General features: G+C 67.5%; 10 protein-coding genes and 1 pseudogene. 6 read left to right on the forward strand and 5 right to left on the reverse strand.

All coding sequences use genetic code 11. From position 1 onward, the window contains the following. Positions 1–444: 444 nt before the first annotated feature. Positions 445–690, reverse strand: coding sequence for a hypothetical protein (locus AB5T46_RS19320; protein ID WP_370565734.1), 246 nt, complete (start codon positions 688–690; stop codon positions 445–447). Positions 691–918: 228 nt separating this feature from the next. Here AB5T46_RS19320 and AB5T46_RS19325 point away from each other — a divergent pair, with 228 nt between their 5' ends. The 5 genes from AB5T46_RS19325 to AB5T46_RS19345 all read left to right on the forward strand — a co-directional run bounded on the left by AB5T46_RS19325 (position 919) and on the right by AB5T46_RS19345 (position 8597). Continuing rightward, positions 919–2163, forward strand: a complete 1245-nt coding sequence (locus tag AB5T46_RS19325) for a TolC family protein (protein WP_370565736.1) — start codon at positions 919–921, stop codon at positions 2161–2163. 11 nt (positions 2164–2174) lie between these two features. After that, positions 2175–2465: a hypothetical protein gene (locus AB5T46_RS19330; protein WP_370565737.1), complete on the forward strand. Its 291-nt coding sequence runs from the start codon at positions 2175–2177 to the stop codon at positions 2463–2465. Positions 2466–2527: 62 nt separating this feature from the next. Beyond that, the gene (locus AB5T46_RS19335; protein ID WP_370565738.1) at positions 2528–4078 is read left to right on the forward strand and encodes an efflux RND transporter periplasmic adaptor subunit; all 1551 of its coding nucleotides are present in this window, start codon (positions 2528–2530) and stop codon (positions 4076–4078) included. A 10-nt stretch (positions 4079–4088) separates the two neighbouring features. Next, positions 4089–7235, forward strand: coding sequence for an efflux RND transporter permease subunit (locus AB5T46_RS19340; protein WP_370565739.1), 3147 nt, complete (start codon positions 4089–4091; stop codon positions 7233–7235). 24 nt (positions 7236–7259) lie between these two features. Further along, positions 7260–8597, forward strand: coding sequence for an MFS transporter (locus tag AB5T46_RS19345; protein ID WP_370565740.1), 1338 nt, complete (start codon positions 7260–7262; stop codon positions 8595–8597). A 230-nt stretch (positions 8598–8827) separates the two neighbouring features. Here AB5T46_RS19345 and AB5T46_RS19350 read toward each other — a convergent pair whose 3' ends face one another. After that, complete coding sequence (locus AB5T46_RS19350) at positions 8828–9700, reverse strand: nucleotidyl transferase AbiEii/AbiGii toxin family protein (RefSeq protein WP_370565741.1); 873 nt, start codon at positions 9698–9700, stop codon at positions 8828–8830. Beyond that, a complete protein-coding gene (locus tag AB5T46_RS19355; RefSeq protein WP_370565742.1) occupies positions 9697–10515 on the reverse strand; it encodes a type IV toxin-antitoxin system AbiEi family antitoxin domain-containing protein in 819 nt (272 codons plus the stop codon). The genes AB5T46_RS19350 and AB5T46_RS19355 overlap by 4 nt, the downstream gene beginning before the upstream one ends. Positions 10516–10699: 184 nt before the next feature. Between AB5T46_RS19355 and AB5T46_RS19360 the strand changes: the two are divergent. After that, a pseudogene (locus tag AB5T46_RS19360) lies at positions 10700–10936 on the forward strand (leucine zipper domain-containing protein); the annotation flags it as partial. Between the two features lie 58 nt (positions 10937–10994). On the opposite strand, the gene AB5T46_RS19365 reads toward AB5T46_RS19360, so the two are convergent. Both AB5T46_RS19365 and AB5T46_RS19370 read right to left on the reverse strand, forming a co-directional pair. Next, positions 10995–11633 carry a thioredoxin-like domain-containing protein gene (locus AB5T46_RS19365; RefSeq protein WP_370565743.1) on the reverse strand — a complete coding sequence of 213 codons (639 nt, stop codon included), beginning with the start codon at positions 11631–11633 and terminating at the stop codon, positions 10995–10997. Continuing rightward, positions 11623–13818 carry a TonB-dependent receptor plug domain-containing protein gene (locus AB5T46_RS19370; RefSeq protein WP_370565744.1) on the reverse strand — a complete coding sequence of 732 codons (2196 nt, stop codon included), beginning with the start codon at positions 13816–13818 and terminating at the stop codon, positions 11623–11625. Before AB5T46_RS19370 ends, AB5T46_RS19365 begins: the two co-directional genes overlap by 11 nt. Positions 13819–13876: the final 58 nt, after the last annotated feature.

Consider the following 13876-nt stretch of genomic DNA (forward strand, 5'->3'; position numbering starts at 1 on the left):
ACGTCAGTCCACGTGCGGCGAGCGCGGCCGGCTATGCTTGTTTGCCAGACCTGGAAGTTTTGGCGCAGCTCTTCGTCGCCGAGGAGTTCGTTGGCCACGTTGACCCAGGCCTCCGGGCTGCTGGCCAGGCCGTGCAGCATCAGGATGATCCGGCGATCCGCCGCGCCTGGCTCAGGGCTTTCGCGACAGGGCGTTGTCGGTTTCGATCTCGAACAGGCGGTGGAAGCGGGTGAGGGGATGGTGGTGGAAGCGGATGGCCATCCGACTTACTCCATAGCTCAGAGGGGAAGCCATTCAACCTAAACGGGACGTTAAGAGAACGCTCTGCCAATGCTGCTAGTGCACCTCTGCTTCGCTGACGAGAGGAGCAACGCAAACGGGATAGTTCTGCAGCCCTGTCCAGTACGGCCCGTTGGGGGGCCATTTGCTGACTAGCGCCCCAGGCTAGTACGCTACTAAGGTATGCTCCCCCTCCGTCGCCACCGCCGACTCCTGCGCACCACTCTGCTGGTGCTCCTGGCGCTCGGCATGGTGGTCAAGCCCACCCTGGGCGCGCTGAGCGAGTTGCACGATGTGGAACATGCCGTCATCGCCCATTCCGATGACGGGCACCACCACGCGCATCCTGCGGATGCTGGCCACGAGCACGGCGGCGACCAGTCCGATCCAGACCACGCCGCGGGCGTGCATGGCCTCCTGCACCAGGGTGCAAGTGCATCGGTCACGTTGCCCGACGCGATGATGCCCCTGTCACGGCAGGCTCCGTCCGAACCGCATCTTCCGGAAGCCGGTCCATTCCACTTGCCCGGCGGCGCTCCCAACCCCCCGTTCCGTCCACCGATTGTCTGACCGCTGATTGCAGCCGTTCTGCGGCTGCACCCGCGTGTCTAGCCACCTGGTCCGGACGGAGGTCGTTCCGTGCTGTTCTTCCCTCGTTGCAAGGCGCGACGCCTGCTGGCGTTGCCGCTCGTGTGCTGGGCGTTATCCAGCCACGCCCAGTCGCGCATCACCGTCGATGAGGCGGTCGCGCTCGCGTTGTCCCAGCCGCATGTGCGCCAGGAGCTCGAGGCGGGCGTGAACAGCGCCCGCAGCGAGGTGCTGGCCGCGCGCACCTGGCCCAATCCGGACCTCGAACTCGCCGAAGAGCGCGGCGACAGCGGACCGCTCGGCATAGCGCGCGAGACCACAGTGGTGCTGTCGCAGGCCTTCGAGCTCGGCGGCCGGCGTGGTCTGCGTCGCGACGCGGCCGAACAGGGCGTGCTCGCCGCACAGGCCGGCGCCGAATACGAACGTGCGCGCCTGCGCGGCGACGTGCTGCGCGCCTACTCGAACGTCGTGGCGGGCGAACGCCGCACGAAGGCGCATGTGCGCACCGCCGAGGGGTTGCGCGACCTGGCCGATTCGGCTGGAAAACGCCATCACGCCGGTGACCTGTCGGGCTACGAGAGCCGACGCATCGCGCAGGCCAGCGCGCAGGCCCAAGCCCGTGCGGCGCAGGCCGATGCCGAGGCGCGCACCGCGCGCGCACGGCTCGCCGGCTTGATCGGCGAGGCTGCGCTGACGGCGGAACTGGACGTCACGCCGCCGCTGCCGCCGATCCCGGCGGTGCAGGACGAGGTCCGCTCGGCGGAGCTGGACGTCCTGCAGGCCCGGCGCGCACATGCCCAGGCCCAGGCTCGGGCCGAGCGCCGGCTCGCGCTGCCCGTGACCGTAGGCGTCGGCAGCAAACGCGTCGAGGAAGCCGGCGTGAGCGACGACCTGATGGTGTTCGAACTCGGCGTCCCGCTGCCGTTGTTCGACCGCAACCAGGCCAACCGTGCACGCACGGCAGCCGAAGCCGAGCGCGCCGACGCGCAATACCAGCGTGCGTTGCTACAGACGCGCAGCCGCCGCGCGGCCGCCCTGGAAGAAGCACGACAGTTGTCGGCATCCGCGCGGCAGCTGCTCGACGCCGCCGTTCCGGAAGCCACCCGCCTCACCGAAATCGCCCGCGCCAGCTTCGCCGAAGGCGAGCTCGACCTCGTCGGCCTGCTCGACGCCTACGACGCCGAGACCGAGGTGATCGAACAGGCGCTCGAGCAGCAGGCACGCGCGCTCGATGCACTGCTGGAACTGCAACTGCTTTTCCCGCTGTCCATCCCAACCACTGATCCATCCCGCTGAAGGAAACCGCCATGAAGCTGACCCTCGTCGCCCCCATCATTGCCGCCTGCCTGCTGCTCGCCGCGTGCAGCAACGACTCCGCCCCGGCCGCACAGGACCCGCAGGCCGAAGCCGCGGCGCCCGCCGATGCGGCGACCCAGACACAGGCCGTGTACGGCGATGAGGCGCCCGTCGCCATCGAGGCCGAGAAGCCCGCCGAAGAAGACCACGCGCACAACGCCGACGGCAGCCATCCCACCGGCGAAGACCACGCCGAGGAAGGCGAGCACGAACACGGCGAAGACGCCGACCACAGCCACTGATCCACCGTGTGTCCCGCCCGCATTCTGGGCGGGACTCTTCCCCAATTGATGCCGGAACCGCCATGCGCCGCCTCCCGATTTCCCTGAACTTCCGTCCCCGCCTGCTCGTCACCGCCGGCCTGCTGGCGCTCGCACTGGGGGCCTGCGACCGCACGCGCGATGCCGCGGGTGCCGAACAGGAGGCGCTGGTCTACACGCACTCCACCCCGCAGGCCGAACTGTTCGTCGAGTTCGATCCGCTGGTGACAGGCGCGAAATCGACGTTCGCCGCGCACTTCACCCGTTTGTCCGACTACAAGCCGGTGACGGCGGCCACCGTCGACGTGATCCTCTCCGGCGGCGGTGCGCCGACCGAGCGCTTCCGCGTCGCGGCGCCCCGCGCGCCGGGGATCTTCGCGCCCACCGTGATGCCGCGCGCGACCGGGCGACGGACCCTGAGCATCGTCATCGCCGCACCGGGGCTGCAGTCGCGACACGACCTCGGCGAAGTCGTGGTCCATGCCGACGCCGCCGCCGCCTTGCAGGCGGGTCCGGCACCCGGTGCCACCGAAGGCGAGATCGGTTTCCTCAAGGAACAGCAGTGGACGACCGACTTCGCGATCGAGGCCGTGCAGCCACGCGAGCTGCGCGAGTCGGTGATCGCGCCCGCCACGATCCGCGCCTCTGCCGATGGTGCTGCCGAGATCGTCGCCACCGCCGCCGGCACGCTTCGCGCCAGCGGCCGGTTCCCCGCCCTGGGCGACCGCGTCGCGCGCGGACAGACCTTGGCGATGCTGGTGCCACGGCTCGGCACGGGCACCGACGTGGCCTCGCTGCAGGCGGAATTCGCGACCGCGCGCAGCCAGGCGACGCTGGCGACGGCCGACGCCGAACGCATGCAGCGACTGTTCGCGCAGCAGGCGGTGTCGCACCGAAGGCTGCAGGAAGCGCGCAGCGCGCAGCGGGTCGCGCAGGCGCAGCTGCGCGCCGCGCAGCAGCGCGTGTCGCAGCTGGGTGGCGGCAGCGGCGGCATCGCGCTGAAGGCGCCGGTGGGCGGCACGCTCGCCCTCGTGCCGGTAGCCAACGGCGCCGCGGTCGAGGAAGGCGACGTGCTGTTCCACATCGTCGACCGCCGCGAACTGTGGCTGCAGGCGCACGTGTCCGAAGCCGATGCCGCGCGACTGGAGCAACCGGACGGCGCGGCCTTCGAGCTGCCCGGACTCGACGCACCGGTGGAGATCCGTGCCGGCGACAACGGCCGCCTGATCGGTGTCGGCTCGATGATCGACCCGGAAAGCCGCAGCGTCCCGGTGATCTTTGCATTGTCGAAACCGGACCCGCGCATCGCCCTCAACCAGAACGTGCAGGCACGGGTATTCACCGGTCGCGCGCGTACAGCGCTGAGCGTGCCTGTGGGCGCGGTGATCGACGACAGTGGCCAGCGGGTCGTGTACGTGATGCGCGGCGGCGAATCTTTCTCGCGGGTACCGGTTCGCCTTGGGCTACGCGATGGCAATCGCTTCGAAGTGCTGGAAGGACTGAAGGCCGGTGACCGCGTGGTGAGCCGCGGTGCGATGCAAGTCCGCCTGGCCGCGGCGACGCCCGAGGCCATGGGCCACGGCCACGCGCATTGAGGACGCCGGGATGATCGCGAAACTGATCGAGTGGTCGCTGCGCAACCGGGTGTTCGTCCTGTTCGGCGCCCTGCTGTTGCTGCTGTGGGGTGCGATCGAAGCGCGGCGGATGCCGGTGGACGTGTTCCCCGACCTGACCGCGCCCTCGGTGACCGTGGTGGCCGAAGCCCACGGCATGGCGCCGGAGGAAGTCGAGACCCTGATCGCCTTCCCGCTGGAAACCGCACTGAACGGCGCGCCCGGCGTGCGCCGCGTGCGTTCCAGCAACAGCATCGGCATCGGTGTGGTGACGGTGGAATTCGACTGGGGCACCGACGTGTACCAGGCGCGGCAGATCGTCGCCGAGCGCATCGCGACCGTGCGCGGGCAACTGCCGCCGGACCTGCCGGAGCCGACGCTCGCCCCGATCACCTCGATCATGGGCGAGATCATGTTCATCGCCCTGCACTCCGACCGGCACACGCCGATGGAGCTGAAGACCACGGCGGACTGGGTCCTGCGTCGGCGACTGCTCGCGGTGCCCGGCGTGGCCGAGGTCATTCCCAACGGCGGCGACACGCGCCAGTTCCAGGTAGTCGCCGACCCGATCCGGATGGCCGCGTTCGACGTGACCCTGGACCAGTTGATGGAAGCGGTCGGCGGGAGCAACGAGAACACCTCGGCAGGCTTCTACGTCGAGAACGGCCAGGAGTTCCTGATCCATGGCCGCGGGCGCGTGCGCGAAGCCGATGACATCGGCGAGGTCTTCGTCGCGCGCCGCGGCGACAGGCCGGTGCTGGTGCGCGACGTGGCAGAGGTGCGCATCGGCGCCGCGCCTACGCGAGGCACCGCCAGTTTCAACGGCAAGCCCGCGGTAGTGATCGGCATCCAGAAGCAGCCGGGCGCCAACACGCTGGCGCTGACCCACGAGATCGACCGCGTGCTCGGCGACATTCAGGCCACCTTGCCGCCGGGCATGAAGGTCAGCGCCAACCTGTTCCGGCAGTCGGACTTCATCGAGGTCGGCATCGGCAATCTCGGTCGCGCCATCGTCGAAGGCATGGTCCTGGTGGTCGCGATCGTGTTCGCATTCCTTCTGAGTGCGCGCGCCACCGGCATCACCCTGCTGGCGATCCCGCTGTCGCTGGTGGTGGCGATCTTGGCAATGAAGGCCGCCGGCATCGGCATCAACACCATGACCTTGGGTGGTATGGCGATCGCGCTGGGCGCGCTGGTGGACGACGCGATCATCGTGGTCGAGAACATCGTGCGCCGTCTGCGCGAAAACGCGGTGCTGGCGGAGGCGGAACGGCGCCGTGTGTTCGAGGTGGTGTTCGCCGCCACCCGCGAGATCCAGGGCTCGGTGGTGTTCGCCACGATCATCATCGTGCTGGTGTTCCTGCCGATCTTCTTCCTCACTGGCGTGGAAGGCCGGCTGATGCAGCCGCTGGGCTTCGCCTATGTGGTGTCGCTGCTGGCCTCGCTGGCAGTCGCGGTAACGGTGACGCCCGTGCTGTGCAGCCTGCTGCTGCCGCGTTCGAAGATCGTGCGTGAGGCGCGCGAGTCGAAGTTGTCGCGTTGGCTCAAGGCGCGCTACCGGCCGCTGTTCGACGCCACGCTGCCGCGCTGGCGCGCGATCGGCCTCGCCTCGGTGGTCGGCACCGCGCTGACCCTGCTGGCGCTGCTGTCGGCCGGCCGCGCGTTCCTGCCCGACTTCAACGAAGGCAGCCTGACGGTGAACGTGTCGACGCTGCCCGGCACCTCGCTGGAGCAGTCCGATGCCCTGGCCGGGCGCGTGGAGAAGATCCTGCTCGCGCAGCCGGAAGTCGTCGCCACCGGGCGCCGCACCGGGCGCGCCGAACTCGACCCGCACGCGCAGGAGATCTACGCCTCGGAGATCGAGATCACCCTCAAGATGGGTGAGCGCAGCAAGGAAGCCCTGCTGGCGCACCTGCGCAGCGAGTTCTCCGGGATCTCCGGTGCCCAGGTGGTGATCGGCCAGCCGATCTCGCACCGCATCGACCACATGCTCTCGGGCACGCGCGCGAACATCGCCATCAAGCTGTTCGGCAAGGACCTGTACGAATTGCGGCGGCTGGGCAAGCAGATCGAGGACCAGGTGAAAGCCGTACCCGGCGCGGTCGACGTCAATCTGGAGCAGCAGTCGGAGTTGCCGTTCGTCACCATCGACTTCGACCGCGCGGCGCTCGCCCGCTACGGGCTGACAGTGCGACAGGCCAGTCACGTGATCGAGACCGCGTTTTTCGGAAGCACGGTGTCGCGCGTGCTCGAAGGCGACGCCAACGTCGACTTGGTCGTGCGTCTCCCGGATGCCGCGCGCAACAGCGTGGAAACGATGCAAGCCCTGCAAGTCTCCACGCCGGAGAGCGCGCGGGTGCCGCTGTCCGCGATCGCGCGCGTGGAGCGCAGCCGCGGCCCCAACCAGATCGGCCGCGAGAACGTGCAGCGCCGCATCGTGGTGATGGCCAACGTCGCCGGGCGCGACCTCACCAGCGTGGTGGACGACGCCCGTGCGCGCATCGAGCGGAACGTGAAGCTGCCGGCCGGCTACCACGTCGAATACGGTGGGCAATTCGAAAGCGCCGCGGCGGCTTCGCGCACGCTGTTGTTGCTTGGCGGCGGGGTGGTCGTCGGCATCTTCCTGTTGCTGTATCTGGCGTTCTCCAGCACGCGGGACGCGCTGCTGGTCATGCTCAACCTGCCGTTGGCGCTGCTCGGCGGCGTGGCCGGCGTGTGGCTGTCCGGCGGTATCCTGACCGTGGCCTCGATCATCGGCTTCATCACCCTGTTCGGCATCGCCACGCGCAACGGCGTGATGCTGATCTCGCACATCCACCACCTGGCACGCGAGGAAGGCGTCACCGATCCGGTGGAACGCGTGCGGCGCGGCGCGGAGGAACGCCTGGTGCCGATCGCGATGACCGCGTTGGCCACGGCGCTGGCGCTGGTGCCGCTGGCGTTGTCGGCGGGCGAACCGGGCAGCGAGATCCAGGCGCCAATGGCGATCGTGATCCTGGCCGGCCTGCTCACCTCGACCGTGCTGAACATGCTAGTGCTGCCGGCCTTGTACCTGCGCTACGGTGAACTGGGGCGGCACGGTCGCGCGCCTGCCGAGGCGCCCGATGCAACGCCACTGCGGCCCTCCACGCCGGACTGACATTTGGCCTGCTATCGAACCTACATGCTCGCCATCCTTCGCCACCGCACCTTCCGCCACCTGTTCCTGGCGCAGACGGTGGCGCTGGTCGGCACCGGCCTGGCCACCGTCGCGCTGGCCCTGCTGGCGTACGACCTCGCCGGCGATGATGCCGGCGAGGTGCTGGGCACGGCGCTGGCGATCAAGATGGCGGTGTACGTGTTGCTGGCGCCGGTGTCGGGGGCGCTGGTGCCGCCAAGGTTGCGCAAGTGCGTTCTGATCGCACTGGATCTCGTCCGCGCTGCCGCCGCGTTGATGCTGCCCTTCGTCGACACGTTGTGGCAGGTCTACCTGCTCATTGCGCTGCTGCAGTCGGCGTCCGCCTGCTTCACGCCGCTGTTCCAATCGCTGATCCCGGAAATCCTGCCGGACGAGCGCGACTACACGCGAGCGCTGTCGTTGTCGCGCCTGGCCTACGACCTGGAGAGCCTGCTCAGCCCGATGCTGGCGGCAGTGTTGCTGATGGTAATCAGCTTCCATGGATTGTTCGCGGGCACCTCGGCCGGTTTCGTGTTGTCGGCGCTGCTGGTGCTGGGCACGGTGTTCCCGGCGGTGGAGGCCGCGCATGGCCGGGGCCACCCGTACGAGCGCGCGCTCCGAGGGATGCGCATCTACCTGCGCACGCCGCGCTTGCGCGGACTGCTGGCGATCAACCTGGTCGCGGCGGCCGGCGGTGCGATGGTGTTCGTCAACACGGTCGTGATCGTGCGCAGCGCGCTGGGCGGTGGCGATCGGGACGTGGCTTGGGCATTTGCGGCGTTCGGCTTCGGTTCGATGGCGGTGGCGTTGCTACTTCCGCGGCTGCTCGATCGCATCCCGGATCGACGCGTGATGCTCGCCGCCGCGGTGACGATGGCGTCGGCGCTGCTCGTTGCCACCGTGCTATGGAACGGGGCGCGTGCGGCCATCGGCTGGGCAACGCTGCTGCCGCTATGGGTGATCCTCGGGATGGCCTACGCGGGTTTGGTGACGCCCGGCGGACGATTGCTGCGGCGTTCGGCGCGTTCCGATGACCTTCCGTTCCTCTTCGCGGCCCAGTTCTCGCTGTCACACGCCTGCTGGCTGCTGTGCTATCCGCTGGCGGGCTGGGTGGGCGCGCGCTTCGGCCTGGGAACGGCATTGCTGGCCTTGTCCGTCGTGGCTTTGTCCGGCCTGGTGTTCGCCTGGACCACCTGGCCGCGCCGCGAGTCCGCAGTCCTGCCACATCGCCATGACGATCTCCCGACCGACCATCCGCATTGGCGAGAATATCCGGCGGAAACCGACGGCGTACATGCGCATGAATATTTCATCGATGCGCTGCACGAGAGGTGGCCAAGATAGCTACTCCGACATGTGTAGGCAGCATCTCGGTGTCCGCTTTGGTTGCGGACAAACCAGCCAAGCCCAGGCATCCACCGGCAGCGGGCCGCATTCGGCGGCGCCGAACACTCCGGCGGCGTTGTCCAGCATGGAGATCCCATTTTCGCCATGTCGATCCTGCTGAATTGTTCATCTGCCCCTCCCCTCGATCCGCTGGCTCGTCCTGTCATGATGTCGAATGTGCGACCTGATTACTCGTCCTGCAATAGCGTCGGATAGACTTTCTCACGCAGCTCTTCGATGACCTTGTCCGTTCCCCGCCAGGCATTCCCCGGGATGCGGACGATGAGCGATCTCCAGACGTGCTCGAAGGCCCGTACCGCGTCATCATCGTTGAAGTGGATTCCGGCGGGCAGCAGCGGCGCGATATCTTCGGTAAGGCTGCGGGAAAGCTTCTTCAACATCCGTTCTTCGGCATCAGCCCGTGAAATGGGCGTCCCTTCCAGGGCAAGGTAGTGGTCGAAGCAGGCGAGTAGTTTGTTGGGATCCAGATCCAATTGCGTGAGACCTTCATGCAGATCGAACAGGTCGCGGTTCTTGCGACGCTGCAGGAGTGCGCGTAGCTTGGTGCCGAATAGTTCCTCCGGGGCATACGATGTAATCGCAGTCTTGGCTTGGTACCAGTCGTTGTCGACGGCAAGGGGGTAGGGCTGGATGCCGAGCAGACTGTCATGTTCGCGTGTGTTGATCTCGACCTTCAGCCGCAAGGTCGATTGCGGGTCGGTCTCCGGCGCGAACCGGAACAGCAGGTGCATGGAATGTCCGGCTTGGCTGCGTCGGCAGTCGCCGAGCCAAGACAGCGCCTCCCGGATGGCGTCGACTGTGGCGCCGATCGGTACAGCCTGCAATTGCACTAGGTCGATGTCTTCCGAGTAGCGCAGCGGTTGGCGGAACAGTAGCTTATTGATCGCAGTGCCGCCCCTGAATGCCAATTTGTCCTGCAGTTCCGGCGCGTTGAACAGGTCGCACAGGGCGCGGCAGATGATCAGATCCTGCTCGACCTGCCGGAGATCCGGCCATGGCGCGTTCGCACTCCACGCTTGGAGATAGGCGAGCGGGATCAAAAGTCCACCTCAACGGGTTCGTTGATCGACAGCTTCCAGCGTGGATCGTTCTCGTATTCGTCCGCCAGCGATTCGACTAAGGGCTTGGCGGAAGGATCCAGCAGGATCGCCGATTTAGCCTTGGCCGCGAACGGCAGCAGTGCTTCCGCCTGGCAACCATGTCCTGCACGTTCGAGCAGGTAGCCGAGGCGACGGACGCACGAGTTTTCGTAGTAGGCCGCGATCTGGGCAAGCCGATGCGGATCGGCCTGCACTCCGAGATCCTTGGTGATCTGGGCCACGCCATTGATGCCAGCCGCCCTGTGGAAATAGCGGGCACAGTCAAGAAGCGTGAGCTCGATGCCGGCAACTTGCGCGTAGCCTGCGTCGCTTTTCAGTGTATCCAGCCAGTCCTTCCGGTTGACCTGTTGGAAGGCCGTGGGGCTTTGGTAGACAAACTCCAATCGGTGGCGTCCGATCTCGAAATTGCGTACCTGCCGGGGAATGATCACCTGAAAGACCATCGCAGCCTGATGCGAGGATCCGTGGAACGCGGCGGCGCGCAGGAGAGAGATGCGGTAGTTGAGCCCCAGATACTTGGCCAGAGGAGCGATCCAGCGAGCAGGGTCGGGCGCGCCGGCGATCTGATCCTCCGGGCGCAGGATTAGGTAGAAGCCGTGCCGGGGCTTGGCGAGCCGTCGCTTCTTGATCAGCCGCGTGATGGCTGCGGTCAAGGCGATCTCACTGGAGTCGAGCGCGTCCAGCGCCTCTTCCCGAGAGAAGTAGGTGCGGCCATGAGCTAAGCGAGTATCAATGTACTGTTCTAGCGTGGGCATTCCCAGATCATAAGCAAAAACCGATGATTTGTGTTGTTTTTTGCATATGAGTTGGGACAGGAGGGCGGGCTGATGCGGTCATCACCTATCTGAACTCGCTAGCTGTGATCTCTCAGTAGGTTGTTCATCCGGGGCGTCTCTGGAAGATGGGGTTGCGAAGCCAACCAGCCCCCAGGAGCCCCGGATGAACCCACATAAACATGCCCGTTTGACGCCTCGTGGTCGAGCCGTTCTCGTGCGCAGGGTGGTCGAGGAGGGTCTGCGGGGGCAGGAAGCCGCCCACGCCGCTGGCGTGAGCGTGCGGACCGCATACAAGTGACTGAGGCGATTCCGGGAGGAAGGTGAGTCCGGACTGCAGGATCGATCGTTCCGACCGCACCATTGCCCGCATGCCACGCCGCCGTCGCTGGTCGCCGAGATCACGCGTTCTATTTGGGAATGGTTCGACGTGTCTCTGCCTTCTTATCGCTTTTCTTGCTTCATCGTGGCGACGTCCGCGGAGTAGCGTTGGTTCTCATCGTGAAGTCTCCGGCAGGAGCCGACTCTGGAGTGGGAGCAGGTGCGGGGCTGCCCGCGTCCGAAAGCGCGCGGACCCATGCCGTGAGCACGGGCTGCAGGCCAGCATAGCGCCGGCCGTGCCAGCCGCTGGCGATGACGGTGCCGTCGCGGTCGATCAGCACCAGGTTGGGCGGAGCGGGGCCGCCGAGCGCGCGGATCGCCGGCAGTGCCTTCAGTCGCCGGTAGTCGATGGCCGGCCACGGCATCGACTGGCGGCGCATGTAGCGGCGCATCTCGCGCTCCGAGGTGTCGAGACTGACGTAGACCACTTCGGTATCCGCGCCGGCGGAGCGCAGTGCGGCATACACCTGCTTGAGTTCCGGCATGAAGGCATGGCACGGCGTGCACCAGTCGGCGCCGAAGTACAGGGCGATGACCCGCGGCTCCCGCGGCCAGCGGTATGCCTCGAAGCGCTCTTCGTCGGGAACGACCAGCGCGTTCGCGACGGAAGCGCGCAACGCCGGGTTCTGCGCATGCGCGATGCCGGCGACCGCTGTCCCGACAAGCAGCAGGGCCGTCAGGACGAGATGGCGTCGCCGGGCGTGGACGTCAGAACGCATAGCGCAGGCGGGCATAGAACGTGCGCGCAAAGCGCGGGCCATAGACGTAGTCGCTGTCGCGGTTGGCGCCGGCCTCGAGGTCCCGTTGCCGCTCGTCGAACAGGTTGCGCACGCCGAACGACAGGTCGAAGCCGTTGCCGTCGCTGCCGTGGAAGTGGCGCGTGGCGCCGGCGTCCACGACCCAGAACTCCGGCGTGCGGTTCAGCGTTGCGGTGTTGTTGTTGAGCGCATGCATCTTCCCCGTGTACTTGAGGCCGAGGTAGGCGTCCCAGTCTTCGTTCGGCGACCAGGTGGCCTGGGCCAGGCCGCTCCATTCCGGGGTCTTCAGGTAGTCGCGCGTGGCGATCACGGTGTCGCCGCCGTCTTCGGTATCGTCGAATACCACCTGCGTCTCATCAAAGCGCGACCGGTACCAGGCCAGCCCGGCGGTCAGGCGGAACGCACCGGCCGGCTGCCAGCCGAGGTTGGCCTCGAGGCCGGCGACGCGCGAACCGGAAGAGTTCTCGCGGACCTGATACAGGCTGCCGTCGGCATCGGTCTGGATCCCTCCGAGGACGAACGTGTCGCGCAGGTCGGTCAGCGACGCGGTGGCGTCGAACATCCAGACCGGGTTCGCCGGGTCGGAGCGCCAGTCGAGGCCGACCATGCCGGTCACGGCGCGCTCCTCGGTCAGGCCGTCGGTGTTGCGGATGCGGATCGGTTCGGCGCCCAGCGTGGCGACGTGCAGGTCCTCGCTGAACACCTCCGGCGCGCGGAAGCCGGTGGAAAGCCCCGCGCGCAGCTTGAGACGGTCGCTGGCCTCGAGGGCCAGCGCGATCCGCGGCGAGAAGATCGGATCGTCTAGCGTCGAACTCTTGTCCGCGCGCGCGCCCAGCACCAGATCCAGCACATCGCCGATCGCCCACTCGTCCTGCACGTAGAGCCCGAGGTTCGAGAACGTGTCCTCGGTCTGCGGCGCCAGGGTTTCGCCCCGCGCATCGACGTTGCGGTCCCGGATCGTCTCGCGCTTGTACTGCGCGCCGAAGGCGATCGCATGGGCGCCGCGGCGCCAGTTGAACTGGCTGTCGAGGTAGTGCAGCGGGTTCTCGGTCTCGCCGTACTGGTCGAACGAGATCGAGGCCGCGCTGCCGGGCACGTCCGGATCGAGCTCGGCGGGATCGTAGCCCGGATCCGCCGGGTCGGTGGCGATGTCGCCGAGGCCGCCGTAGAAGCTGTCGCGCCGGATGTACGCGAACGAGTAGCCGAGATTGAAGTCGAAGTCGTCGCCGACGATCTGGTCCCAGCGCACGCCGCCGCGGTGGTAGTCGGTGTCGAGCGCTTCGGCGACGTTGGCCAGCCATTCCGGCTGGTCGAACCGGTTGCCGCCGCGGCGCTTCTCGTGCGTGAACTGGTAGTCGGCGCGCAGCGTCGCGTTGTCGCTCAATGCGTACCAGCCCTGGAACCCGACGACCTGCTGCTCCTTCTCCGTGATCTCGCTGTAATCGTCGCCGTTGAAGTCGATGGCGTCGTTCTTCGCCGCCTGGCCGACCACCGACAGCCCGAAGCGGCCGTCGTCCGATACGACATCGCCGCGGCCGTCGGCGTAGTACAGCGGCTCGCCGTCCTGCACGTCGATGCCGAGCTGCACGAACCCGCCGTCGTCGGCCGGCTGCTGCGGGATCAGGTTGATGACACCGGCCACCGCGCCGGGCCCGTACAGCGACGAGCCGCCGCCCTTGACCACTTCGACACGGTTGATGAACGCCGCCGGGATCTGCTCCAGCCCGTAGACGCCGCCCAGCGTCGACAGCAGTGGGGTGCCGTCGAACAGCAACTGGTTGTAGGCACCGCCGAGGCCCAGCAACTGCGCCTCGGAGGTGTTGCAGCTCTGGCAGTTGCTCTCCACGCGCAGGCCGTTGATCAGTTCGGCCGCCTGCGAGAAGTCGACCGCGGCGCGCAGGGCGATGTCTTCCTGGCGCAGCACCTCCGTGCGCACCGGGACGTCCGAGAGCAGGCGCTCGGTGCGGGTGGCGGTGCTGACAGTGACCTGGATCGCATCCAGTTCGGTGGTCGTGCGGCGGCCGGCGCCGTCCTCGGCGCGCGCCGTGCCGGATGCGGCCACGGCCAGCGTCATCGCGATGGCCGTGCACAGCCGGGAGGAGCGGAGGGGGAAGGGGCAGGCGCGGTGCGGCTGGCGGATGGGCATCGGGAGATCCGGAGCGCACTCCGGCCTTGGGTTGTGGGGCCTGGTAGTATTGTTACAT

It is taken from the genome of Luteimonas salinilitoris, from assembly GCF_041300785.1.
Classification (GTDB): domain Bacteria; phylum Pseudomonadota; class Gammaproteobacteria; order Xanthomonadales; family Xanthomonadaceae; genus Luteimonas; species Luteimonas salinilitoris.

Excerpts from the sequence above, each read along its gene's own strand:
- AB5T46_RS19365 (WP_370565743.1), bottom strand. The coding sequence starts at position 11,633 with ATGCGTTCTGACGTCCACGCCCGGCGACGCCATCTCGTCCTGACGGCC.
- AB5T46_RS19330 (WP_370565737.1), top strand. The coding sequence starts at position 2,175 with ATGAAGCTGACCCTCGTCGCCCCCATCATTGCCGCCTGCCTGCTGCTC.
- AB5T46_RS19355 (WP_370565742.1), bottom strand. The coding sequence starts at position 10,515 with ATGCCCACGCTAGAACAGTACATTGATACTCGCTTAGCTCATGGCCGC.
- AB5T46_RS19340 (WP_370565739.1), top strand. The coding sequence starts at position 4,089 with ATGATCGCGAAACTGATCGAGTGGTCGCTGCGCAACCGGGTGTTCGTC.
- AB5T46_RS19345 (WP_370565740.1), top strand. The coding sequence starts at position 7,260 with ATGCTCGCCATCCTTCGCCACCGCACCTTCCGCCACCTGTTCCTGGCG.
- AB5T46_RS19370 (WP_370565744.1), bottom strand. The coding sequence starts at position 13,818 with ATGCCCATCCGCCAGCCGCACCGCGCCTGCCCCTTCCCCCTCCGCTCC.
- AB5T46_RS19320 (WP_370565734.1), bottom strand. The coding sequence starts at position 690 with ATGCACGCCCGCGGCGTGGTCTGGATCGGACTGGTCGCCGCCGTGCTC.
- AB5T46_RS19335 (WP_370565738.1), top strand. The coding sequence starts at position 2,528 with ATGCGCCGCCTCCCGATTTCCCTGAACTTCCGTCCCCGCCTGCTCGTC.